Below are 24,758 nucleotides of genomic sequence, written 5' to 3' on the forward strand. Positions count from 1 at the left end.
TCAAATGGGACGATTAGGACATATCATTTTTTGGATCTTGCTTGTGGTTATTTTGGGGGCGTATGCCACCTTTATAACATTTCATCTAGATTATCCAATATGGGTAGGAATACTCATTTTCTTAGCAATGCTATTGGGATTCTTAATACTCGATAGCATCACGTGGGCAATTCGGAGATGGTATAAAAATAGAAAAGCTGAAAAAGCAAAAGAAACCGGCAAAAAAATAGAGACGGAAGGATTGCGCTTAACTCTAGAAAATGCCCTGAATTATATAGAAACCAATCATATCGCCGGTGGGGCAAAACGTTTTTGGCAAATGCCCTGGATTATTTTTTTTGGTAAAACAACAATTCTTCTTTCTAATGGATTGAAACTACATACCCATTTTATGGTTGGCGATGCTGAGGATGAAGCCCTGCAACGAAATCAAGTCTATGTACTCGACCATTTTGCCATATGGTGCGTTGATGCGGAACTACTAGAATCCAACCCATCAAAAAACGTAGAGAAACAATGGCTTGATTTTCTGAAGTACATTAAGAGTCAAAAAAAAGCAATTACCCCTATTGATCAAATTGTTATCGAACTACCATCCTCCACGCTTTTAAATGGTGATAAATCAAATATAGCCCACTTAGCTCGAACATTGAAAGATAGAGTGGATCAAGTGAGTCTTATGACGGGTTACCGCCAACAAGTACTTTTTTTGATTACTCAATGCAATGAATTGAGTGGTTTTGATGAATACGTAGCCCTTATGCCTGATAACTTATGGAGTCAGGCCATGGGATATATCGTAACCAATCCATTAAAAGATTCAACTTCTACAGCCCCACTGAAATACATCAGCAATCGTGCAGATGAAGTAATTGATATTGTTTTGTTTGATACTCAAAAGCCCATCGATGTCACTGTATTCAACTTTCCTTCAACCGTGAAAAAACTTGAAGAAAACTATTCAAGGTTTACAAGTTTATTTTTTGCTTCCTCGCCTTATACCGAACCCGCAGTACTCCATGGGGTTTATTTGCTGGGTGAATATCAGCATAACGGTAAAAATGAGAGTGTTTTTTATTATGATTTTATTGATCAGATTCAGCTCTCTCTCATCCGTCCTATGTCTTTATTAAACTCTGAAATAAAGCAACGTAATAAACGGCGATGGGAATATCTAGGCGTTTGGTATTTTGCGAGTGCTCTGGCTGCGGGTTATCTAATTTATGTCTATAACGCAACATCAAATCGTTTAGTTGAATTAATCAAACCTTTACCCAAAAAAGAATCGTTCTCGGATCAATTAGAACCAAATTTACTACAATTTGGCGATTATCATGTTTTGATGGGGCAACTTGATCTTTTTAGGAATCAATTGCAAATTAAAATATTGCCTTACCGAGGGGGTTTAAATCGGTTATATACTTATTACAGCGAGCAATATGTAAAGCATTTTAAACAATACATTTTAGTACTTCTTGATAATCGAATGGAGCAAATGCTTACTCAGGGAGGTCTTACGGACACCCAAAAAGCCTATTTGGTCCAGAATATGGTGAGTCGTATTAATTTAATCCAAGCCAAAATAATTAGCGGTGTAAGCCCTGCTACGCTAATGCAAATGCCTAATCCACAAATAAAATACTTAGGATACAATCGATTACCGGAACGTTTTCTCAATACCTTTGGTCCCTTATACAAAGATTATGTAATTTGGAATCCAAATTCCGAAAAACTGCGTAGTGAGGCTGGTAAATTGACCCTCTGGCTTGATCAATCTCATCTCTTGGCGTCCGATTTGCGTTGGCTTCTTGCCTGGGCTAATACTCAAGATAATGTATCTGAGCTTGGATTAAACAGCTTCTGGATAGGGTCCAATATTATCAGAGATTACCTCATAGACCCTGCATACACCAAAGCAGGATTTGCAGCCATTCAATCGTTACTGATACAAATTAATCATGCTTTACCGCTCTACATGGATATGAGCAGATCAAAAAGTAGCTTTGATGTATGGTATTCCGAAACACGTCTTAATGTATGGAAAAATTTTGCCCTTAATTTCTACAAAGGAACTAAAACCCTAGCCTTTCAATACGAATGGGATCAAACCTTCAATGATATGTTGCAAACCACCAGCCCTTATAATGGCTTCTTGCAAGATTTAGCCTCAGAATTCCAAGGCAGCCTTCCCTTCGCTAAGCCTCATTGGATTCAACTCGTTTTGCAATTTTCTGATCTCATGGTGTACAGTCATAGCAGTGAGAAGGGAATAGAGTTTAAGCAGCTTTCCGATTTGATTTCAGATTGGATGAAAAAGCTCCAAGAAAAGCCTTCCCAATGGAACAGCGATAGTCCGAGTAATGTATACAACAGACCGCCCAGTGTTGCCAATAAATTAAATTTCAACACTCAAGTAAACGCAGCCAAGTCGTACATGAAATATCGTGATTTATTAAAGCAACTTTATAAAGAACCCTATGTACAATCAGTGAAAGCGTATACGAACTCCCGAGAGTTATATTTAAGCCAAATTGAAGTAGACAGACAATCTACATTAGTTATGCAGGCCTATCAGTCTTTAGTTGATATGAGACGCGCACTCGAACATTTTGACCAACTCGACGCTTCTAATCCTTTTTGGACCCTCATGCGTGGTCCATTGGATTACTACATTGACTATACAAATCGTTTTGCATCGTGCTATATCCAACAGAAGTGGCTCGATGAGGTGTACCTCCGAACAATTGCTTTAAGTGGTGAAGAATTGAATCAAACTTTATTTGCTAAAGGGGGGCTTGTCTGGATTTTTAATGACAAATATGCGCTTCCCTTCATGAAGCAAATAGGAACCCATTTCCTACCCAGGTATATTCTTGGGCATGAGTTTCCCTTTAAAGAGCAGTATTACCAGTTGTTAACCTTTGGAATGAGAATTAATGAAGATCTGGAAGCGTTAGGCCATTTAAAACAAAAACCTGAAGAGCGCTCTCCCGTGAATTTAATGATTTATGCTCAGCCTACCAATCTTGATGTGAATGCTACGGTACTGCCTTATAAGACAATATTGCATGTTGAATGTAAGGAAAAAGAATATTCCTTAGAAAATTATAATTATCCGTCAAAACAAAAAATTTCTCATTGGCAATTAGAAAGTTGTGGTCCAACTGAGATTACTTTGTTTTTTCCAGGGACTAAATTGGTAATTCCTTATCCAGGGGATGAAGGTTTTTTACACTTCTTACAGGACTTTGATACTGGAGTTAAAGATTTTTATCCGCATAACTTTCCAGAACATGCGAAATTTTTAAAAACACACAAAATTGATAAAATTCGCGTGAGTTACTACATAAAGGGTGGCCATGACATCATGTGGCAAATTGAAAAATACTTTGCCGCGCAAAAAGATTACAAAGTAGCACAAAAGAACCTTACTCATGTCTCTAAGCTTCCAAGGACCATCACGGATTGCTGGGCTCAGGGCGAATACGATGTTTAATATTGACTCAATTAACAAATTAGGAACCCAACCTATTCCTGGGACCAACAAAGCTGGGGAACAATGTTATGAGTTTACTCAATACGCCTTAATTCGCAATGAAGTGCAAAAATTATCGCGAATCGGGCAATCCTCGGATGTGCATTGGCTAAGTATTATTGATAATTCGATTGAGCTTCTCACCTATTACACGAAAGACATTCAAATCGCTGCTTATTTGGCTTATGGTTTATTTCATCAATATCAATTTAAAGGACTGGCTGCGGGGTTAAATTTTCTTTTAGATTTTATTGTAAATTTCTGGGAGGATGCCTATCCCCAAGGACGAATGAAAGCCAAAATTGAGACGCTAAACTGGTATGCAACTCAATCGCTGAATCATTTAAAACAAGTTAAATTAAGTACGGACGACGAAGACCTTCTACATCCAATTATTAACACCTTAAAAAATCTCGAGCGGGAATTACTCACTCGAGGGGTACACATTGATCTTTTTTCAAGTTTACAAAAAAAAATAGAAGCAACCGAGGTAATCACCGTCCACACACCTGTACAAGATAAATCGAGTACAGAATTGCCGAGCTCAAATCTACAGAATCAATCAAGTGTTAATTTAGAACCCGCCCTTATTCTATGTACTCAATTCGCTCGAGAACTTATGGAGAAGGATCGAGCAAATCCTTATGCTTATTATTTAAATCGTGTTGCAGCCTGGGGTGGAATAACCGGAATACCTGTTAACGACAATGGAGTTACCCTTGTAAAGGCTCCTGAATATTTCAATCAAGAACGGATTAAAAAAGTCCAAGATACCGGGGATTGGGCTGAAATAGTAGCTACAGCAGAAGAAATAATCCCTCAAGAACCTTTTTGGCTGGATTTAAATTTAATAAGTCTTAATGCCTTGCAAAAGTTAGATGGGGTATTTAATGCTGCTTATGAAACTGCTAAACAAGAATTGGCTCATTTTATCCAAAGAATTTCTGGAATTGAGAAATTAAGATTTAACGACAAGACTCCTTTTGTAAGTGACCACTATGTAGGGCAACTAAGTCAGATTATTGCTAAAAAAAGCGCCCAAATTTCGAATAGTGAAAAAAATTTATCTGCAATCGAACAAAACCAGCTGCGAGAAATAAAAGAGGTAATTGCTCAATTTAACACGAAAAAGCCAGATATCTCGCGACAACAACTTGAATTGCTCCATAAAGAGTCCATCAGCAACAAAGTAAAATTATTCTCTTATATGGCCCTGTGTGAATCATTGCTTGAAGCAAATGAACAATCTATTTTAAAACCCTATTTGAGGTTGATCCTAGAAATAATCGAGCAACACCATTTGACAACTTGGGAACCTGGCTTGGCATTAGAAGCACTTATTTTGACTTATCGCTCTATGAAATTTTTAAAGAATTCTTTTTCGACCCAGGAAATGGATCACGTATTTTACTTGATCACAAAACTGGATCTGAGTGCAGCAACAGAGCTTGCTCATCTTTAAGAAAAACCTTCTTTAAAATTTTTTATCAAACAATTAAAATTCTTTTAATTTTTAAATGATTCATTACTTTCAATGGATGGTAATGATGGAGGACAGGTAACTTAACAATCTTAATCAAAATTCGATTTTGGCTCTTGAGAAAAGATTATAAGTTAACTATCCTCATGGTTCTCGATGATTATTCCTTCACGTTTTTATCTAGGAATTTAAATCCTGTCCAATCTTATTTTTTCTCATTCGCTTTGTCGCTGGTAACACAGGTTTTGTATGTGCATAACAGAGCGATATTGCTTATTCAAAATCCCCTTGACTGTCTTTATGAAATGGAATTACATCATGAAAAAATTAAATGAATATCAAATTAAAAAAATCTATCCTGAGATGTCAGGTCTTGGAGGTTTAATTAATACAGCGGATCGATTGATTCCCGAACTGCGTAAATTGCATGACTTTTGTGATACTTATGGGGTTCCAAACGATTTATTCAATGAAGATAATGAACTGTTTTCATCTGCAATGATTCACATCCTATTGTCCTTAAAAAAAAGGATAAATCACTTCAATAACTGGATGACCTTCATTGATACAATCTATAAAATTGATAATCTCATCTGCATAATTGTTACACAAAATGAACTTAATGAAATACACTTTCGAAATCATTGGGCGGGCTTTTTTTTAGTGTGCGATGAGCTTACCAAAAATATTGATGACCTTTTTAATAAAAGGCTATCGGGTAATCGTTGTACAAAAGACATTGATGAACTATGCCAAATGATGAGCCATGTATATGCACAGATTAGGGAGCTTAAGAAGAACACTGGGGAACTCATTATTCTTTTGAACGATTCCGAATTCAGTAAACAACAGGACTCTATTGCTCCCAATATACCAACCAACGAGCACCCTTTTTTTTCATTACCGGAAGAAGTAAAAAATAGTATTTTGAGTCATTTGGATATAGAAGATTTAATATCAGTGCAACTTACAGCGAGAAATTTATCGAAAACTGTAGCGACATCTATGGTTCAACGCTTTAACAAAACCCCTTCCCAGGTTATCGCCCATTTAACTCAAATTCCTCCTGAAAAAGCCTACACCTTTGTTGAGGGCTACCGACGTACATGTGAATATAAGGCTTTAATGAGTCTGGTTAAACATAAAATGCCGATGTCTGATCAGGAAGTGGTCTGTTACATGCTGACTCGACACCATTCAAATCTTCCTGACATCGCCCAATTCCGGTCTATTTGTAACGCTTCCAATATAGATGAAAAAACAAGAAGACACCTCCGTATTCTACTCCAAAATGCTGTGGAAGTTGATATAGCAAGGCGAGCTGATTTTTCAGCAAAAAATCCGCTAAAAGCAAATGAATTGTTCGCTTTATTTTTGGAAAATTATAAGAAAGTCTACCTTAATGTTTTACCCTCCATCGCACTGGAAGAAGTTAACCTTGCAGGTACTGATGTATCTTATGCACCGCTATCCCACGGGCAGATGCCTAGGATGGATTTATCCGCAACAAAATTGTGTGGAGCAAACTTAAGTTATACAAATTTGGCTTCCAGCACGCTAATGAAGGCAAATTTGTGGCAGGCAAATTTATGCCATGCCAGCCTTTTAGAAGTTTGTTTGGACAATGCTGTACTTGAGGATGCCAATTTAAGTCATGCAGATTTGAGATACAGCACTCTTCGTAAAGCATGTTTGAAACAGGCAAATTTGCGATGGGCAGATTTGAGTGGGGCAACACTTGATCATTGCATCATTGATGCAGCAGATTTTACAGGCACAAACTTGGCCTATGCTCAACTTACTAACCTGGATATGCGTACCATCGATGTGAGTCAATTTAACGTGGAATGGACCTATTTGAAAAACCTGCGTCTGGTTCCCGATGCAGCTCTAGAACATCCCCATGCATTAGAAAATTTCTTTAGCTCCTTTGAAAAAAATCTTGAGAGTCATACGCCTGGGAGCCAAATGAAATGGCGAACCCAGATGTTAAAGGATCTCAAACGATTAATGAGCGCAGCATCACTTAGCCCTGAAATCCAAAAGCTCTTTTTAAGTAAAATACTCACTTATTACCCTCCCCACCTATTATCAAGCACTATTTTTAGCAACAAACACCCATTTAAAAAATTATTTGAACAATACAAACTCATTACTGTAGATGACTCAGGAGACAAAGTAGAGCACCCTCTACAAGCTGAGGTGATTTCCATATTAGACAGGTTGCAGGATCGTATTGATAATACCATCCCTGACATGCACATTCGGTTCAAGAAACTAAGATTCAAATTCAACGAATGTGTTGTCAAGGCTCCAGGTATCACTAACGTCAATCAAATTTGTCAGCTCTCCCACCACCATTTTTTCCTTCTGCAATTATTCTATTTCATAGGCACGAATGAAAACGCACTCTTTAAGCCATATTTAGTGGGGTACCCCCAAAATAATTTGCTGACATTGAAACATTCACAGCGGTATGCGAGTCAAATATTTGATGGTGAGCTCTTTCATCTGGAGATGTTACAAAAAATTCCTCCCGAACAATTAAATAACTATCTTTATGGCGATGAAGATTTTTTTATCAAGCAAAGCGACCGCACCTTAAACCAAGTTAAATTGGGAGGATTACTCATCAGCTTCACACCGGGAGGTAAAGGCTCCTGTTTTTCTAAAGTTGAGATTATTGATTTTGCAAACAGGCGATTGACCTTTGGTTTTACCATAGATGCCGACCGGTATCCCTCCTTAAAAACAGAATTGTATCTTCCGATCCAAATACTCGATGATTCGATGACCCATGTTGAATGTAATTTATATGCTGATGATATTCCCGCCATCCGAGCGGCTCTTGAATTGAGAACCAACCTGACTCATTATATTTTTACGACACAAAAAGGACCTGTCCCTGAGTTGAACGAAAAAATTAAAGCCTTGGCTTTAAATGCTAAAGTTGAACAGCCCTTACAAGGAGAAAACCGCTTTGGCCTATATCGCCAAAAATCCCCAAAAAATCATTTGGAGGTCTCTAAAAAAAGGACTTGTGTGTTGATCTAAGTAAATTGAGATTTTTTATATCGTTGAGAAAACTGAAGTATAGGGGTCTATGACACTTAATCTAAAAATCTGTTTAAAATTAGCAATTAAGCAATTACAATTCGCTTAATTTTTTAACTTATTTCATTACTCACATAGAGCTCAGTAATGATGGAGGACAGGTAACTTAGCAATCTTGATCAGAATACAGCTTTGGCTGTTGAGAAAGATTATAAGTTAACTGTACTCGGGTTCTCGGTGATCCGTTTCACCTTTATTCAGGAATCTAAAAAAACCGTTCACTTGTATTTTTCTCAGTTAATTTGTCAATTGATTTAACCCATAAACCCTTAAGTTCAAACTAAGAAAACATTGTCTACGAAATGTATTACAAGCCATATGCTTCGAAAAGGAATTACATAATGAAAAATTTAAAATCTCAAATCCTAAAGATGTCTCGACATCTCCATTATTTAAAGGTAAAAGAGTTGCTATATCAAGTAGAGCGATTTATTCCCCAACTCAAAGAATTACAAAACTTCTTTGAGGTTTATAGCGTTCTAAGTGATGAAATACTCAAAAGTACCCACCCTTTTTCCTATAACATGATTCATATTCTTTTATCATTAAAGAAAAGAATAGTAAATCTAGAGGAATTTTATAAAGAAAATGATCTCATCTTGATGATTACTCTCGGTAATGAACTAGATGAAGTACAACTTCGCAACCATTGGACTGCTTTTTTTTCAACCTGTGAAGAACTGCAAACCAATATGGTCAACGCCTTTGCTAAAAGGCTTCCAAATACGGACAACAATCATCACGCTGAAGCTATACCCCATTATGAGATTGATGATGAACTGCGACAATTGCTAAATCAGCTTCGTGCACGGATTAGTGATTTACAGTTAAAAACTCAACAATTATTTGAACTTGTAAAGGATTCTGAAATTAGTGCACCCCAGAGTGCAATTTCTTCCATCCCTCCAACTAATGAGGAACATCTTTTTTTTTCGCTGCCTGAAGAGGTAAAGGTCAGTATTTTCACTCACTTGGATGTAGAAGATTTAATCTCAGCCCAACTTGCATCAACAAATTTATCAAATACGGCAGCCACAGCCTTTGCAGTACGCTTTAAAAAAAATCCATCGCAAGTCCTAGCACATTTGAATGAAATCAGTCCTGAAGAAGCCTATAAATTTGTCGAAGGATACCAACACACTGCTGAATACAAGGCTCTAAAAAGTCTGGTTGAGCATAAAATGCCTATGAGTGATCATGAGGTGGCCTGTTATATGTTGACTCGGCATCATCAACAGCTCCCGGATATTGAACAATTAAAAAGAATTTGCGCCAGCCAACATATCGATGAAAAGACGAGAGACCAGCTTCTAATTATCCAAAATATTTTAGAGAGTATTCCAGAAAATCAATCGGATTATTCATCTACTGCAGCGGTTGAAGCAACAGCATTATTCGATTTATTTCTAAAAACTTTTCCCCAAAGCTATCTCAATCTTTTACCCTTCATCCATCTTTCACATGTCAAATGGGCAAATGCTGATTTATCTAAAGCCCCCTTGCCCCATATTGATCTCAGCTATGCGGATATGTCTGGAATCAACTTATTTCAAACGGACTTAAGGTATACAAATTTAAGTAAAAGCTCATTGAAGGCAGCCAATATGCAGCATGCAAATTTACATCATGCCGACCTGGCTCAAGTCTGTTTGGATAATGCACTGCTTGAACAAGCCAACTTAAGCCATGCGGATTTGGGGAATGCAACATTGAGACAAAGCAATTTGCAGCAAGCAAATTTGAGATGGGCTAATTTAAGTGGAGCTATCCTGGATGGCACCATCATTGATGGAGCTGATTTTAGCGGCACTAGGCTTCCCTATGCTCAGCTTATTAACCTCGATATGCGCACCATCGATTTGAGTCAACTCCATGTTGAATGGAGTTATTTAAAAAAATTGCGTCTGGTTCCTGATACAGCTTTGAAAGATGCGGAAGCATTAGAAGATTTTTTCAACTCCTTTGAAAAAAGTCTAGGGAGTCATATGCAGGAAAGTCAAATAAAATGGCGGATCCAGATGTTAAAAGATCTAAAACGCTTAATAAATTCATCCGAAGATGCTCCTGAAACGAAGGTACTATTTTTAAAAAAAATACTCGCGCATTATCCTTCGCAAACATTATCAAGCACCATTTTTACCCAGAAACATCCATTGAAACATCTATTTGAACAGTTTCAATTAATTGAAGTTGATAATCCAATGGACGAGATAGATCCTTCTCTTCAAAAAGAAGTAATATCCATACTGGATGAGTGGCAACATCACCTTGATCCTACGACTTATGCTGACTGCCGGGTTACAGTTCAGAACTTAGATACAAGATTCGAGAATTGTTTCGCCAAAGTGCCTGGGTTAACTAACGTCAATCAAATTTGTCAGCTGTCCAGCAACCATTTTTTTCTTTTGCAACTGTTTTATTTAGACTGCAAATACTCAAAGTTAAGACCCTATTTAATAAATTATCCGCATCGTTATCTGAGGGTGGGGGAAGATTACTCACGGTATGCCAGCCAAATATTTAATGGCGATGTGTTTCACATTGAGCAATTACAAAAAATCCAGCCAGATGAATTGGAGACTTATCTTTATGGCGACGAAGATTTTTTGATCAAGCACTGCGATCACGACTTAAACAAAGTGAAATTGGGCGGCTTGTTGATAACCTTTGCCCCGGGAAGGAAAGGCATTTGCCCAGCAAAGGTTGAAATGATTGATTTTCAGAACAAGCGCTTAAAATTTTGTTTCGAAATTGGACATAGTCCTTCAATAGGATCAGAAATCTACCTTCCTATAGACTTAGTCAATTATCAGTCAACTCGATATGGATTTTATTTATATCCCAAAAATGTGGCCGCGATCAGAGCAGCGCTCGCATTAAGAGCAAGCGTCACTCATTATATTTTTTCGACTCAAAAGGGCCCCATACCCGAGTTAGCGCCAATTACCAAAATCGCGCCGCCCCTCCCCAAAAATGAAAAGACCGAAGTCAAAACTCTAAATGATGAAGCTAAAAGTCCATTACTGGGAAATAATCATTATGGCTTATATCATCGAAGAACCAAAAAGCCATGCTTGATGGCGTCTGAAAAAATGCTTTGCACATTGACGTAAAGTTTGGGGTCACATTTTGTGACTCCATCAAACTGTTAATACATAGATAAGTCATGATAATTATTATTAGCACCGAAGTAGCCTAATTAACTCATTTAATTCATGAGCAATTTCAGATAGATGACCTAGACAAGAAATGAACTCATTTTTTTAAATGGATTCAGCATAAAGCGTGATGAATTGGCTATTATTCCCTTTTATTTCTGTGTATTATCCCCAGCAAATTGTGTTTATTTTAATAAAAGGGGAGTTTTATGAAGCATCTTGCTAATAATATGCTGCGCACAAAAAATATGTTGGAATTGTTGCACGCGATGGGTGTCCATTTGGACAATACCAAAGTCGTTTGTCATGATGAACGGGTGGTTTTTCATCCCCCATCAACAAAGGATAATGAAAGTCTGGCCGCTGAATTGCAAGAACTTTTACAACAAAATACTGTAAAACCTCCCCTAAAAAAAGTAACCCTGACTGAACTTCTGACTGATGAGATAAATCAAGCAACCTGTGTTGATAGTATAACAGCGGATACCCACAAAAAATCCTGCCTTGCGGTATTGAATGTTTTACAGCTCAGCGGACTCGATTTTAACATCGATGAACAACAGGAATTCTTGAATATACCTTTACCGTCTGCCGCTTTCGCCCCCTTATTTAATTCATTGAATTATAAATTCATTCATATTGAAGACGAAAAAATTAAATTTAATTTGAAAGAGTTTCTTAGAAGTCACAAACAAGAACTCATTTTAATTGATGGTAAAAAGCCTTTACTATTAGCGCACTCAAATTCATTTGAAGAAAAAAAGGTTTTTTATGCAGAAAAACGGGTTAGCGAGGACACGCTTGAAGTAACTCCTTACTTTTTTGTTCCTGAAGCGCTGACACCCCCAACCTATCATTTTGTTTTAGATACCAGCAGCAGTATGGAAGGTGAACGCTTAACCAAGTTGCAAAAGAGTGTGATTGAATTTGCCGACGCCCTGTTCAAATTCCAACCTGATGCCGTCATTAATATTACCGAATTTAACGATGAGACGAAAAAGGTGGGCATGGGCAGTTATCAAAGAAAGGACCTTGTTCAATTGTCCGAAGATATCAATGGTTTAAGAGCCACAGGTCTAACTCGTCTTTTTGCTACAGTTTCCGAGCAACTATCCATGCTTAGAAAATCATCGCTACACAATAATGTTTTATTATTTACCGATGGCGAAAATACTATAGGCCACAATCAAAAACTAAGTACTGATATAGAAGAATCTATCGATGCCTTAAAAAAAGACTCATTTCTGGTTTCAGTGCGTAATAAATTTTTCATTTTGAGTTATGGTAGAACTCAACCGGAGGTTTTGCATAAAGTCGCTGAGCTATTTGCATCACTCGTCCTTACGACGGATACTGTCGATTTTGTGGAGGCTTTAGATAAAAAAGATAAGCTGCAGGAATGGGCTGCTGCACGGGAGTTATTTAACTGTCGTATGGAAGTGATTGATAATACCACTCTTGATGCGAAATCAGAGGAGTATGTTTGTTCCTTTGACATGTCGGGTCAATTTGTGGCACTTAAGCCAAAACAATACCAAAACAATGAAACCCTGCATTTAACGATCAATGACAGTAATGGTAAAGTACTACTGGATGATAAAAAGCTGCTTGCTAAAAAATCAATGGAGACATCTGTGATGCCGGGTAGTGCAAAAACAGCAACCCAACTCGGTGTTTTTGCCGTTCAAGGAAATAAATCCAAAGAAGAAGAAGGGACTCTTACAACGACATACTCATCTAATTTATAATTTATAAACGGGTGGCTTATAGATAACTCTTGCTCCCCTCTTCGAGCCTTTCCCAAAGGCAGGTCGAAGGGGGGGATGTTGAGTAGTGGGCAACATAGAGGATCAAGGATATATAATTGAGTGCAACCGATGAGGATTTTTTTGGTAGAACAATAATTTATCAGACCTATGATTCTTGGGGCAATATTTTTGTTCTTGATAGAGGAAATATTAGGGCGCTAAACTTCGATCCAGTTTATGATCAGACGGGTATTTATATTCAATACCCCCATATCCCTGTACATGAATACACACGTGCCATGCTGTTAGTCCTTGCATTTATAGATCCTGAGCATATTACTTTATTAGGTTTAGGAGGCGGAAGTTTGATTCATTGCCTTCATTTTCTTTTCCCCCAGTGCTCGCTTTTCTGTATTGAATTACGTGAGAAGGTTTATGAAGTAGCACTGGATTTTTTTCAATTACCACAAAACCCAAATATCGAAATATTAATTGCAGACGCCCACGTTGCCATGAAATTTCAAAAAAATAAGACAACGCAAGTCATTTTCGCTGATATGTATCACGAATATGGAATGGACGGATTTCAAATTCAACAAAAGTTTATCGAACAAGCTTATCGTGTTTTGGACGATTCAGGTTGGTTGGTTATTAATTTTCATGAACTTCCTGAGTTACACTCTACCTTCATCCAATACATGCGCGATTATTTTGCTGAACTATTCATTTGCCCTACTATAAGTGATAATTATATTTTATTTGCAAGTAAGGCTACTGTCTCTGACGTGCATGCAGATCACTATCAAAATGTCCTTTCTGAATTTGAAAATAAACTCAACATTAAATTAATACGTTTACTAAAAAAAGTGAGACGCTATAGCGAATAGAAAAAATCAATTGTGATTCTGATTACTCCATTACCAAACTGCTTTACAATATAAAGAAATCAACTATGAGTTTCTTACTACTCAAACTATAGAATACAACTATGAAAAAAATATTCTTACCATTCATTATACTCATCTCTGCTTTTTTATTAACGGGATGCTGGTCCGTACAAAAAGGACAAAAATCTGGGGTTATTGTCAAGGTTGCCAAAGAAGGTAGATTTTGGGGAACCTATGAAGGAGAAATGATTCTTGGCGGTTTGGAAAATGCGAGTGGAGCAAGTGGGCGTGCTTTTCATTTCACCCTTGGACAATTCAAATCCAAACTGGTAGAACAAGCTGACTTTGCCATGCAAAATAATAAACATGTGGTTATCAGCTATCATTGTGATGCATTTACTCTTCCCTGGAGTGGCGAAACCAAATGCTTTGTAAACAAAATTGATGTATTACCGGATAAATAGAATTGGCTTCTTAAATTGCTCTTATAGAAAAAACCAATTATGCATGTCCATTTTAAGAAATCTCTTACAAACCTTTAAGCATTGCGGATTATGAGCTTTAGAGGATTTTTGCTATGCTTTACATAACGAGGAAATAACAGTGGATGTTTGAAACGGAATTGAAGGCGTCATGGATGATGCAAAACCACAGGGAAGTGGTAGCTCCTCCTCGTATAACTTCTCCACAATTGAACCGACTTAATTATCATCTTCCTTTCTCAAAAAATCTTTATGAAGCCTTAGTTTGTCATCCTAAATTGCACAGGGTCAAACCCCTGAGTAATGCAATAAATGAGCAAAAGCAGACTTCACCCTTTAGGATTTACTTTATTTGAATCCTCAATTATTTTGAGAGCATCCTTAACAATATCATTAATAGCGTCGACTGAAGATGTAGTAATCAAACTACTAAGAGCAACTTTATGAGCTCCTCGAGTAAACGCCCCTTGCCCAGTCGCAAGAGTTTGATATTCCGGGCTTAGTTTATAAGCTTCCAAAAACTCTTTAATATCTTGTTTCGTGGTAAATTGTTCAATCTGTGATTTAAAATCTTTTAAGATACTAATTTTTAATCCATCGCCTTTAAGCGCTTGATATTTTTGTTTAAATTCATCTGTTGTATTATTGGCAGTATCTGTGGTCACTTCATATTGCGCATGATCTCTTGGCTGTTCTAGGTTAGCAGGACTATATACCGTTTTAATATAAAGCGCTCTGAATGTCTCTTTTAATTCTGTAAGCGTTTGGACGGATGCTTTGGACAGATAAACTGCAACAGGATCGTTTTCACTCTTAAGCACCTTATGGAAATTAGTAACTGCTGTTTTATGCGGCCCTCTCCATTCCTCGATGTCTTTGGCACTCGCTTCCTTTACCGTAATTCCAAACTTGTCTTTCAACAGCATTTCATATTGTTTTCTTAAATCGGATAGTTCTTTTTTTATGATCTCAACATTTTTTAAAAAATCAGGATGGCTTATTTTATCTAGTTCCTCTTTAATCCCCATAATACTATTGGTTTTTGATTGTGCTGACATATAAAATTCTGCGGTGCTTAGAGCTTTCCCAAAACTATTTTCCTCTTTAATTGCAGTCTGAATATCATCCAGTTTTTGTAAATTTACCACGGCAGTTTTATGCGGCTCCGGTAATTGGCCCTTTTCCTTGTAACTCATCTTGACGGCACGATCCGGAGGTATGCCAAGCTCCTGAATTGTAAGTTCCAATTGACTTCTTATCGTGGCTATTTCATCATTTATTTTGATGAGTTTAAGCTCCACTTCTTCAAAAGACATTATTCTGCCTTTTGATACCACGAAACGATTTGGTTTCTTCTCAAGTCCTTCGAGTTCCTGTAGATTTAAATAATTGTCATCAAAATAGTCTTCTTCCAATTCTGAACCATCTTGAGTCAAGGTTTCGCGCAAATTTATTAGTTGTTGTTCCTTGTTCACAGGATATCCATCTACGTCCGTAGTTTTATATTCTTCATGCGTAGATTGATATCCAGCGACGACTTTTTTTTCCTCACTAATTTCATTTTCTAATTGATTTTTTAATTTCTTTATTTCTGCTAACTCATTATCCGTGAGTAAACGTTGTCTGATGACTTCTATTTCTTTTAATTTATCACGTTGAGATTCTGCCTCTCTGCCCAGTTCCTCTATTTTTTTTAAGTCTGCTTGATGGGAACGAAATTTGGCTAAATCACTTGTATTCTTGAGAATGAGTTCTTCAGTAGTTTTTAATTGATCAAAATAAGTAAACGGTCCATCAAACATAAAATCTACAGAAGTAGATACCTTAACAGGCTTTCCTAGTGCATCTGACAGGTGTGAAACGGCATCATTCGTGGTTTTAATTTCATCTTCTGAGAGTTGTCTCGGTAGACTTAATGACTGAACAAATTTACTTCTCTGGGTAAATAAAATGATTTCATCGTACCCCCCCTGACGAAGTCGCTCTACCAGATCAGTATTAAGCTTACCCTCTATAATAAGACATCCATCAATATCAACGAGCGCTACTTTTTTTTTATTATGGACTTTAACTTGTTCCAGAGTTTCAAGTTTGCCATCACTCATATTTTTTACCTTATAACAGCGTTTGCATGATGTGCGATTGATCTTTACTATTATTCTATAATTGTATATTAAACGACCCCTGTGTTCAATTTTTATAATCAATCCTTTTGTCATTACAGTAGCTTCCCAGAGTATCTTTCCGCAATATTAAAAAATATGATCCAGTTTGGTTTATAATATGGGGAGAAGAACATTTTGAACTCTATGAGGGAATATTATGATCAAAGGTTCCGAGCTCTTAGTTGCAGCCCTTGAGAATGAGGGCGTCCAACACATTTTTGGTATTCCTGGCGAAGAAAATCTCGATGTTGTCGAGGCCCTTCGCAACTCATCAATCGAACTGGTGCTTACTCGACACGAACAAGCAGCCGCATTTATGGCAGCGACCTATGGGCGACTAACCGGAAAGCCCGGCGTATGTATGACCACTCTTGGCCCTGGAGCACTAAATCTCACTACTGGAGCTGCCTATGCGCTTTTGGGTGAGATGCCTATGATCATGATAACGGGACAAAAGGGAATATTATCCTCCCATCAGGCGCGATTTCAAATGGTGAATACCGTAGCTACCATGCAACCTTTAACAAAGATGTCGCGCCAAATTATATCACCGTCGATGATCCCCACTATTGTGCGCGAAGCGTTTCATCTTGCTCAAGCAGAAACACCAGGACCTGTGCATTTAGAACTTCCTGAAGACATTGCCGCAGAACGAATCAAGAACGTTCCTCTCATTCCACCACACACTATTGAATATCCTGTAGCAAGTGAAGCGGCTATAAAACGCGCTGCAGAAATGATTATACAAGCCAAGCGACCACTGGTGATGCTCGGTGCAGCAGCATCTCGTCCACGAGCGACTAATGCGCTTGCCCAATTTATTTTGCGAACAAAAATTCCTTATTTCACCACCCAGATGGGGAAAGGGACTGTTTCGGGAGCAACCGAGCTTTACATGGGAACCGCAGCCCTTTCAGAACGAGACTACGTACATGAAGCGATAGAACAAGCGGATCTAATTATAACTATTGGTCATAGTACTGTAGAAAAACCCCCCTTTATCATGTGCAGTCATCTTAAGGTCATTCATGTTGGGTATCAATCTGCTACAGTGGAACAAATTTATTTTCCACAAGCCGAAGTTATAGGTGATATGGGGCCTTCATTAAATTTGCTTGCGGACAAACTCGAAGGCAAGCTTCCCCATGCAAACGCACTGTTACATTTACGTGAAGATATTTTGAACAAAATCGCTGCGCGAGCAACTGAAGATCGCTTTACCCCGCAACGCATGGTCTATGACGTACGGCAAGTCATGCCACATGATGGAATTCTCGCATTGGATAATGGTATGTATAAAATCTGGTTTGCCCGCAATTATCGGACGCAAATGGCAAACACCCTCCTTCTTGACAATGCTCTGGCAACAATGGGAGCTGGCCTTCCATCAGCAATCATGGCCTCACTTTTATATCCTAATCGCCGGGTAATGGCGGTATGTGGCGATGGAGGGTTTATGATGAACAGCCAAGAGTTAGAAACCGCGGTTCGGCTGAAATTAAACCTGGTAGTCCTAGTGATTGAAGATCATGCATTTGGAATGATTCGCTGGAAGCAGGCGGTGGATCATTTCCCTGATTTCGGCATGACATTTACAAATCCTGATTTAATAAAATATGCTGAGGCATATGGAGCACATGGAACCCGAGTGGAAAAAATAGAGGATTTTCGATCCATTCTGGAGAACGCATTTACTGCTGGGGGAGTTCAGCTTGTTATTTTCCCAATTGATTATTCAGAAAATAAACGTGTCCTGGTCGATGAGTTACAAAAACGTCTACCCCCAGCATCAATGAAAAAGGGAACTTCATGAAAAAAATACTGCAAGTGGTTCAAGCATTTGATCGGGTCTTAATTAAAGAAATTCCTGTCGATGATGAGCACACGCTTAAATTAAAGCTGGATACCGCTGCATCAACACTAAAAAATCGCAAAAATTGGCTCAAGCCCTATGAGCGCATGGACATTTTAAAACGCGCAGCCCAATTATTAACCTCTAAGCAGGATCATTTTGCCAAACTCATTGCGCAAGAAGGTGGAAAACCATTAACTGACGCAGCAATTGAAGTAACACGGGCCATAGATGGCTTAAACGATGCCGCAGAAGAATTGCGACATTTCGCGGGCCAAGAAATTCCTATGGGGCTTACTCCTGCAAGCGAGCATCGCTGGGCGTTTACGATTAAAGAACCTATTGGCGTTGTAGCAGCTATTTCTGCATTTAACCATCCTTTAAATCTCATTGTACATCAAGTTGCTCCAGCAATCGCAGTGGGATGCCCGGTCATCATTAAGCCTGCTTCCACCACTCCTTTATGTTGCATTGAACTCATCAACTTAGTCCGCGATGCCGGACTTCCCGAAGGATGGTGTCAAACCTTGATTACGGAAGATAATACCCTGGCGGAACAACTTGCAACCGATGAACGAATAGCTTTCTTAAGCTTTATTGGCTCTGCTAAAGTGGGATGGAGTTTACGAAGCAAGCTGTCCCCTGGCACCCGTTGTGCCTTAGAGCATGGGGGTGCAGCACCCGTAATTGTAGATCGCAGCGCGAACATTCAGAAAACCACGCAATCGCTTGTCAAAGGTGGGTATTACCATGCCGGCCAAGTGTGTGTTTCCGTACAGCGTATTTTTGTGCATAAAGATATTATCACCCCTTTTATGGATGAATTCGTGAAACGAGTCACATCATTAAAGGTCGGGGATCCACTCTTTAAAGAAACCGAAGTAGGTCCATTGATTCTCCCACGTGAAACAGAACGTGTCATCTCTTGGATTGATGAAGCAGTTGCCAAAGGCGCAAAATTATTTGGTGGAGGCCGTCTTTCTGAGACAACCTTGCTTCCAGCCGTATTACTCAATCCACCTGCTGATGCTAAAGTGTCTCAATTGGAAATTTTTGGTCCTGTAACCTGTGTTTATGAATATGAACAACTCGATGAGGCAATTCGTATTGCGAACTCCCTACCGGTTGCTTTTCAATCCAGCGTATTTTCTGAGGATATAGAACCTGCACTAAAAGCAGCAGAATACCTAGAGGCTTCTACCGTACTGATTAATGATCATACTGCCTTTCGTGCGGATTGGATGCCCTTTGCAGGATTAAAACAATCAGGTTACGGCATCGGAGGGATCCCATGGACAATGCACGATATGTCCAAGGAAAAAATGATTGTTTTGAAAAAGAATTAAATATTGTGCATCAAGGATATTTGAGAGCTTAACTAGGAATTTATCATACAACTCGATTCTTTTGGGTAAAATTTAAATTATCGTTATCAGCCGACTATACTTAACATAACGTGTTGAAAAAATTTGATGATGGCACCCATTCTAGTTTTACAACATTCTCCTTATGAACCCTTAGGTATAATTATTAATACCTTAAAGAGTACGAATTTGCGTATTCGCTATGTCAATTTTGCTAAAGAACCCCATCGACGATTAGATATGAATTGTTATCATGGTATTGTTGTACTGGGAGGAATGATGCATCCTAGTGAGATTGATCTATACCCGCACTTAACTCATGAAATAGAATTATTGCAAGTAGCAATTGCTAAGGAAATACCCATATTGGGGATTTGTTTAGGCTCTCAACTATTGAATTTAGCTCTGGGCGGGAACTGTTATGCCTTAGAAAGGCCTGAATTTGGATGGGTAAGTGTCAACAGACGTGGGGAACATGATCTATTTGGAGCTTTTGCACAGCCAATACATGTTTTTCAATGGCATCAATTTGCAAGTGAGACAGCTCCAGGTGTGGAAGTTCTTTTAGAAAACTCTCAATGTGTGCAAGCCTTTTGTTATCATCAAAATAGCATAGGGATACAATTTCATTTGGAAGTCGATCCTCATCTGATTCAGCGCTGGCTAGAGCATCCCGACTATTTAGAGCATTTGCTTCGTCATCTACAACCAGAAGATATTAGTGCCATTCGCGCTGAGACCCAACTGCATTTACCTCAATCAATGACTATAGCACAACATTTTTTTACTAACTTTTGCAATTTATTTCACAGGGAAACCTCATTGCCACAAAGAACCCGGAGAGAGCTATTTTGATTGTCAAATCACAAGTAAGCGAATCTCAAAGGATGCAGCATAAGTTTATGCAAAACCTATCACCAAGACCCCGATAAAAATTAAAAAACCTCCAAGAATGACGGAAAAATTCACATGAACTTGATTAAATAAAAACCAAGTAAAAATAATGGTAAATATAGGGTAGGTTAATTCAACGATTCCCGCAATTGTAGCGTTTTTAAGTGTAATGGAGGTCGCAATAAAATAACTGGCGATGAGAACAATTGCAATCTCAGCTCCAGTTAACAAAAGAAGACCTGAGTCTGTTGTTAGTATTTGAATGTCTCTTTTCATCGTTGTAAAAAAAGAAATTACTGTAAACAATATCGCTCCAATGGTCATTTCCAATGCCAATAAGGTGATCGGTGAAATGCTATTTAATATTTTTTCCGCTAATGCGTAATTAAATCCCCATAAGATAGCGGCAAAGAGAGCGAAAGTGAACCACATGATGTACTCCATGGACAAACGAATTTCTTTTTTGATTTATTCTTATTTGTAATACGAGATCGAGTCTAAAGCTGATCTGGACTCAACAACGAATGCCTATTATAACAACAAATAGATAAAAAATCAATCACCTGTTGCGTGAGCAAATACCCCAACCGGTGTTAGACCTCAAATAGTTCGCCGGATTTATGGATGATAATTTCTTGTTGGCCTATTTTTGAATAAACAAAAACGATTTGTTTAAACCTACTCGTACATTTCAAAAAGTTCGAGCATACTCTATATTAAGTGCTGTATTTATTACTCAAGTGCGTTATCGCAAAAGAGAAGAAAATGGACAATAGGAAATTTAATTTAATCTTTGATTTTGATGGAACATTAGCGGATAGTTTTCCCGTTGCCATTGAAAAATTAACGCTCTTGGCTGATGAGCTTAATCTACGCAAAATCGATCCCTCAGAATTAGAAACATTAAGGAATCTGACCTCCAAAGAACTCATCCATTATCTAAAAATTCCATTTTATAAACTACCTCATATAATGCATCGAGCTAGAGAGCATATGAAAAAGGAAATTCCTATCTTGTCTACGTTTATCGATCTACCTGAAGTACTTACTGAATTAAAAAATTTAGATTGTATCTTAGGGATTGTAACCTCAAATTCATTAGCAAATGTCTCAACCTGGCTTGAACAACATCAAATGCAGAATATATTTAATTTTATTCACGCAGAATCAAGTTATTTTGGTAAACGATATTTATTAAAAAAAGCAATTAAATCGTACACCATGAACTTACAGGATACTTTTTATATAGGAGATGAAACACGAGACATTGAAGCGGCTAAAAAATGTCATATTCTATCCATAGCGGTCACCTGGGGATTTAATTCAGAATCATTGCTAACCCGTTATAATCCAACCCATATTGCTAGAAGCCCCCAAAATATATTAACTATTGTGAAAGATCTACTTTAATTTTATGTCAACCCATTACAAACGAGAACTTGTTTACACAGTCAAATCACAACATTTTTTATGTTTAAATAAAAGTGAGCCACTTTGTAACAACTCAGAGGATATTCTTTTTTCAACACGTAAATGTCTAATTACCTTCGAAAATATAAGGCGCACCCATACTCATGAATTCCTAAATGCAGCGGAAAGTAACGGTACTTTAAAATCATTTTGCAAGTTATTGATTTCTAAAAAAGCATCAGAGAACTGATGAGCAATCACATGATGAGGACACAGGTTCACACAAAACTGGACTTGTTTAAACCAGGATGATTGGGTAAATTTTTGGATTTCCCTGCGAGTTGATTCAAGAATTTGATGCAATTGGCTGTTTTGTGGACCCGAAAAAAAAGAAACCATCGTACTGGTCCCATACTCACGCGCTATAGCTCTTTGAACTTCTTCCAATCTTTTTTCGCATCGAAATAATTTTGCAAGCGGCAATTTCAAGGAACTAACTTCTTTCTTTAAATTCTTTATCTCCTCCACCTGATCTGGCCGCCTTCGAGTTTTTTGGGAGTAACTCTCAACATTCTTTATCAAACTGTTCAACATTGCCTCAAATTTCTCAATTGAAATTACCGTGGGTTTGTCACGCGCAACATCATTAAGAAAGAGTTCTGCCGCAGATACTCCTAATTTCTGCCACTCTTTGCTTACCTTAAATAATGAAATCCAATCCCGAATAGGGAGAAAAGTAAGGAGCTCGCATTTTACTTCTGCAGGTAGGAGACCGATAAAAGGAGTAATTTTTTTCAGCACTTCTGAGATATGAGTATCCGCATAACTTTTATTTCGAATTAACTCAATACTTAAGAACGGATCTTGAGCCACTCGAGCAAGTATCATATCTTGCAAGCTGTTTGGAGAGGTTGTTATTCCGTCTTCGGATGGCTCTGCTGAGGCATCCATCGCTTCGGACAACTTCTTTTCTTCATAGTTCTTATCGTAATTTGTTGAATCCCGAGAATTATCATGCATTTTATTTAACCACTCACTCAATAAGAAACACAGTGTACAACAATTTATAAAAACACAAAACTTGGTTGTTTTGTGGTGAATTGCTCTGTCACTAACAATCACCAAGTTGGACTCTGCTTACAATACTCGCGTGGATAATTACATTATGACCCTGCCGCAAAATGTATTATATTTAAGCCAACAATTAATTTATTAGGTATTTAGAAAAAAATATGAACTCACGCATATCCTACTTTCAAGAACAAATTAATCTTATTCAAGCTGTTTATGTGCGATTAGCACAATCGTATGACTATTTAAAACGATTTGACCTACAAGGCATTAATCAGTTTCATGGGGTGAGTCAATTATTCAAAATTAAACTGGCTCTGGAGCACTATACGGAACGTGTGAGCAAGGTACAGGAGATGCTCCATGAGCTAAAACAAAAAAAAGACGACAAATCAGCATTTAATTCTCTGGGCGCTGAGCTAGGGATGCGAGTAGAGCAACTACTCACTGAACTCATTGATCTGAGCTGCCCTTCTTCATCCCAAACAGCTCTCAAAAAACAATATAGTATGCTTCTTGCTAAAACCTTTAGCGCACTTCAGTCTCAAGAAAAATCTTTATTAACTCAATTTACCTCAACTTTTACAGGTTTTCCTGCTATCAAACAATTTAAAGATGGAGTAAAAAAATATATTGCTGAATTAGCTGTAGCAATGCAACAACAACAAAAATCCATGGAACGTGAATTACCTCAAGAAATGCAAAACCAATTAATTACTATAAGAGCGGGTAGTTTTGCTAAATTACCTCGGGAAATATCAGCCTATATGACTTCTTTTCTCAACCCACATGACGTATGCAGACTTTCAGAAACGGGGCAGTTTTTTAGAAAGATGACCGAGATTACCCGGGCAAATTATAAAACCTTTTTTGAAAAAAATGTCCCCAGAATTATGATTAATTTGATTGGCGATACAGGAATTGGTATTAGAAGCCTGATCTGTCAACTCACCGAAAACGAATTCATTGATTCGAATATCATACAGATTGAGAAAAGTCAGATTCAGCATCATAAGAAATATGGAACATTGTTGTTGTGTTATGAAAGCCCTTTGGTTCAAGGACGCGATTATCCAATGACACATAATGCAACTGCTTATTATAGAAGGCAATATTTGGGGGATAAAATTCATCTTCTTTGCTTTGATATAAGTTCTCGCGAGAGTTTTAATAATTTAAAATTCTGGTCTCAGGATGTTTTTCACTACAATGAACATAATCCGCATTTCAGATTTTTATTCGTGGGATTAAAAAGCGATACGGCGGAGCGTCTGGTAAGTAAACATGAAGCCACCGAATTTGCGGAAACGTTTTCTACAGTTTATATCGAAACCTCTGCGAAAAAAGCGATTGGGCTTGATCAATTAAAATCTCATATTATCGAAACGTACGTGGCAGACCATAAAGCACTGTTTGGAAAATTAAAAGAAGAATCCCATTCTTCTGCAAAGCCTTAAGTAATGATGGGGCTCCCTGTGACAGCAAAATGGAGTTGGAATCTTCACAGGGAAATCTCCTCAACTCGAAGCGGTTATGTTTCACTTTGTACAATTTTGGTCAAATAGTATATATATTATATAGTGTTCAAATTAATGATA

The 24,758-nt window shown here is 37.8% G+C and carries 15 protein-coding genes; 12 read left to right on the top strand and 3 right to left on the bottom strand.

The window, feature by feature from the left end; genetic code table 11:
* The first annotated feature begins 4 nt into the window (after positions 1-4).
* The 7 genes from ACWTE2_RS22835 to ACWTE2_RS22865 all read left to right on the top strand — a co-directional run bounded on the left by ACWTE2_RS22835 (position 5) and on the right by ACWTE2_RS22865 (position 14,386).
* Positions 5-3,496 (top strand): type VI secretion protein IcmF/TssM N-terminal domain-containing protein, encoded by a 3,492-nt coding sequence (locus ACWTE2_RS22835; RefSeq protein WP_454784526.1) that lies wholly within the window; start codon positions 5-7, stop codon positions 3,494-3,496.
* Positions 3,489-4,997, top strand: a complete 1,509-nt coding sequence (locus tag ACWTE2_RS22840) for a TssA family type VI secretion system protein (RefSeq protein WP_454784527.1) — start codon at positions 3,489-3,491, stop codon at positions 4,995-4,997. Before ACWTE2_RS22835 ends, ACWTE2_RS22840 begins: the two co-directional genes overlap by 8 nt.
* A 336-nt stretch (positions 4,998-5,333) precedes the next feature.
* Positions 5,334-8,069 carry a pentapeptide repeat-containing protein gene (locus tag ACWTE2_RS22845; protein ID WP_454784528.1) on the top strand — a complete coding sequence of 912 codons (2,736 nt, stop codon included), beginning with the start codon at positions 5,334-5,336 and terminating at the stop codon, positions 8,067-8,069.
* Between the two features lie 401 nt (positions 8,070-8,470).
* On the top strand, positions 8,471-11,242 hold the full coding sequence (locus tag ACWTE2_RS22850; RefSeq protein ID WP_454784529.1) for a pentapeptide repeat-containing protein: 2,772 nt from the start codon (positions 8,471-8,473) through the stop codon (positions 11,240-11,242).
* A 254-nt stretch (positions 11,243-11,496) separates the two neighbouring features.
* Positions 11,497-13,035 (top strand): VWA domain-containing protein, encoded by a 1,539-nt coding sequence (locus ACWTE2_RS22855; RefSeq protein WP_454784530.1) that lies wholly within the window; start codon positions 11,497-11,499, stop codon positions 13,033-13,035.
* 116 nt (positions 13,036-13,151) lie between these two features.
* Complete coding sequence (locus ACWTE2_RS22860) at positions 13,152-13,922, top strand: methyltransferase domain-containing protein (protein WP_454784531.1); 771 nt, start codon at positions 13,152-13,154, stop codon at positions 13,920-13,922.
* A 101-nt stretch (positions 13,923-14,023) separates the two neighbouring features.
* The gene (locus tag ACWTE2_RS22865; RefSeq protein WP_182391780.1) at positions 14,024-14,386 is read left to right on the top strand and encodes a hypothetical protein; all 363 of its coding nucleotides are present in this window, start codon (positions 14,024-14,026) and stop codon (positions 14,384-14,386) included.
* A 347-nt stretch (positions 14,387-14,733) separates the two neighbouring features.
* On the opposite strand, the gene ACWTE2_RS22870 is transcribed toward ACWTE2_RS22865, so the two are convergent.
* Complete coding sequence (locus ACWTE2_RS22870) at positions 14,734-16,509, bottom strand: hypothetical protein (protein ID WP_454784532.1); 1,776 nt, start codon at positions 16,507-16,509, stop codon at positions 14,734-14,736.
* A gap of 217 nt (positions 16,510-16,726) precedes the next feature.
* Here ACWTE2_RS22870 and ACWTE2_RS22875 point away from each other — a divergent pair, with 217 nt between their 5' ends.
* The 3 genes from ACWTE2_RS22875 (at position 16,727) to ACWTE2_RS22885 (ending at position 20,640) form a co-directional block, all read left to right on the top strand.
* On the top strand, positions 16,727-18,382 hold the full coding sequence (locus ACWTE2_RS22875) for an acetolactate synthase large subunit (protein ID WP_454784533.1): 1,656 nt from the start codon (positions 16,727-16,729) through the stop codon (positions 18,380-18,382).
* Positions 18,379-19,767: an aldehyde dehydrogenase family protein gene (locus tag ACWTE2_RS22880; protein ID WP_454784534.1), complete on the top strand. Its 1,389-nt coding sequence runs from the start codon at positions 18,379-18,381 to the stop codon at positions 19,765-19,767. The genes ACWTE2_RS22875 and ACWTE2_RS22880 overlap by 4 nt, the downstream gene beginning before the upstream one ends.
* Positions 19,768-19,893: 126 nt before the next feature.
* Entirely contained in the window at positions 19,894-20,640 is a 747-nt protein-coding gene (locus tag ACWTE2_RS22885; RefSeq protein WP_454784535.1) for a type 1 glutamine amidotransferase, read from the top strand.
* A 45-nt stretch (positions 20,641-20,685) separates the two neighbouring features.
* Here ACWTE2_RS22885 and ACWTE2_RS22890 read toward each other — a convergent pair whose 3' ends face one another.
* Positions 20,686-21,111 (bottom strand): DMT family transporter, encoded by a 426-nt coding sequence (locus tag ACWTE2_RS22890; RefSeq protein ID WP_454784536.1) that lies wholly within the window; start codon positions 21,109-21,111, stop codon positions 20,686-20,688.
* 333 nt (positions 21,112-21,444) lie between these two features.
* Here ACWTE2_RS22890 and ACWTE2_RS22895 point away from each other — a divergent pair, with 333 nt between their 5' ends.
* Positions 21,445-22,089, top strand: a complete 645-nt coding sequence (locus ACWTE2_RS22895; RefSeq protein WP_454784537.1) for an HAD hydrolase-like protein — start codon at positions 21,445-21,447, stop codon at positions 22,087-22,089.
* A 162-nt stretch (positions 22,090-22,251) separates the two neighbouring features.
* Here ACWTE2_RS22895 and ACWTE2_RS22900 read toward each other — a convergent pair whose 3' ends face one another.
* Complete coding sequence (locus ACWTE2_RS22900; protein WP_454784538.1) at positions 22,252-23,109, bottom strand: F-box protein; 858 nt, start codon at positions 23,107-23,109, stop codon at positions 22,252-22,254.
* A gap of 212 nt (positions 23,110-23,321) precedes the next feature.
* On the opposite strand from ACWTE2_RS22900, the gene ACWTE2_RS22905 reads away from it, so the two are divergent.
* Positions 23,322-24,617 carry a hypothetical protein gene (locus ACWTE2_RS22905; RefSeq protein ID WP_454784539.1) on the top strand — a complete coding sequence of 432 codons (1,296 nt, stop codon included), beginning with the start codon at positions 23,322-23,324 and terminating at the stop codon, positions 24,615-24,617.
* Positions 24,618-24,758: the final 141 nt, after the last annotated feature.

Source organism: Legionella nigrisilvae (assembly GCF_977063395.2).

What these genes read in the sequence shown, in the direction of transcription:
- ACWTE2_RS22895 (WP_454784537.1), top strand. Translation starts at nt 21,445, where the DNA reads ATGGACAATAGGAAATTTAATTTAATCTTTGATTTTGATGGAACATTA.
- ACWTE2_RS22845 (WP_454784528.1), top strand. Translation starts at nt 5,334, where the DNA reads ATGAAAAAATTAAATGAATATCAAATTAAAAAAATCTATCCTGAGATG.
- ACWTE2_RS22890 (WP_454784536.1), bottom strand. Translation starts at nt 21,111, where the DNA reads ATGTGGTTCACTTTCGCTCTCTTTGCCGCTATCTTATGGGGATTTAAT.
- ACWTE2_RS22905 (WP_454784539.1), top strand. Translation starts at nt 23,322, where the DNA reads ATGAACTCACGCATATCCTACTTTCAAGAACAAATTAATCTTATTCAA.
- ACWTE2_RS22855 (WP_454784530.1), top strand. Translation starts at nt 11,497, where the DNA reads ATGAAGCATCTTGCTAATAATATGCTGCGCACAAAAAATATGTTGGAA.
- ACWTE2_RS22835 (WP_454784526.1), top strand. Translation starts at nt 5, where the DNA reads ATGGGACGATTAGGACATATCATTTTTTGGATCTTGCTTGTGGTTATT.
- ACWTE2_RS22850 (WP_454784529.1), top strand. Translation starts at nt 8,471, where the DNA reads ATGAAAAATTTAAAATCTCAAATCCTAAAGATGTCTCGACATCTCCAT.
- ACWTE2_RS22875 (WP_454784533.1), top strand. Translation starts at nt 16,727, where the DNA reads ATGATCAAAGGTTCCGAGCTCTTAGTTGCAGCCCTTGAGAATGAGGGC.
- ACWTE2_RS22900 (WP_454784538.1), bottom strand. Translation starts at nt 23,109, where the DNA reads ATGCATGATAATTCTCGGGATTCAACAAATTACGATAAGAACTATGAA.
- ACWTE2_RS22840 (WP_454784527.1), top strand. Translation starts at nt 3,489, where the DNA reads ATGTTTAATATTGACTCAATTAACAAATTAGGAACCCAACCTATTCCT.
- ACWTE2_RS22865 (WP_182391780.1), top strand. Translation starts at nt 14,024, where the DNA reads ATGAAAAAAATATTCTTACCATTCATTATACTCATCTCTGCTTTTTTA.
- ACWTE2_RS22870 (WP_454784532.1), bottom strand. Translation starts at nt 16,509, where the DNA reads ATGAGTGATGGCAAACTTGAAACTCTGGAACAAGTTAAAGTCCATAAT.
- ACWTE2_RS22885 (WP_454784535.1), top strand. Translation starts at nt 19,894, where the DNA reads ATGATGGCACCCATTCTAGTTTTACAACATTCTCCTTATGAACCCTTA.
- ACWTE2_RS22880 (WP_454784534.1), top strand. Translation starts at nt 18,379, where the DNA reads ATGAAAAAAATACTGCAAGTGGTTCAAGCATTTGATCGGGTCTTAATT.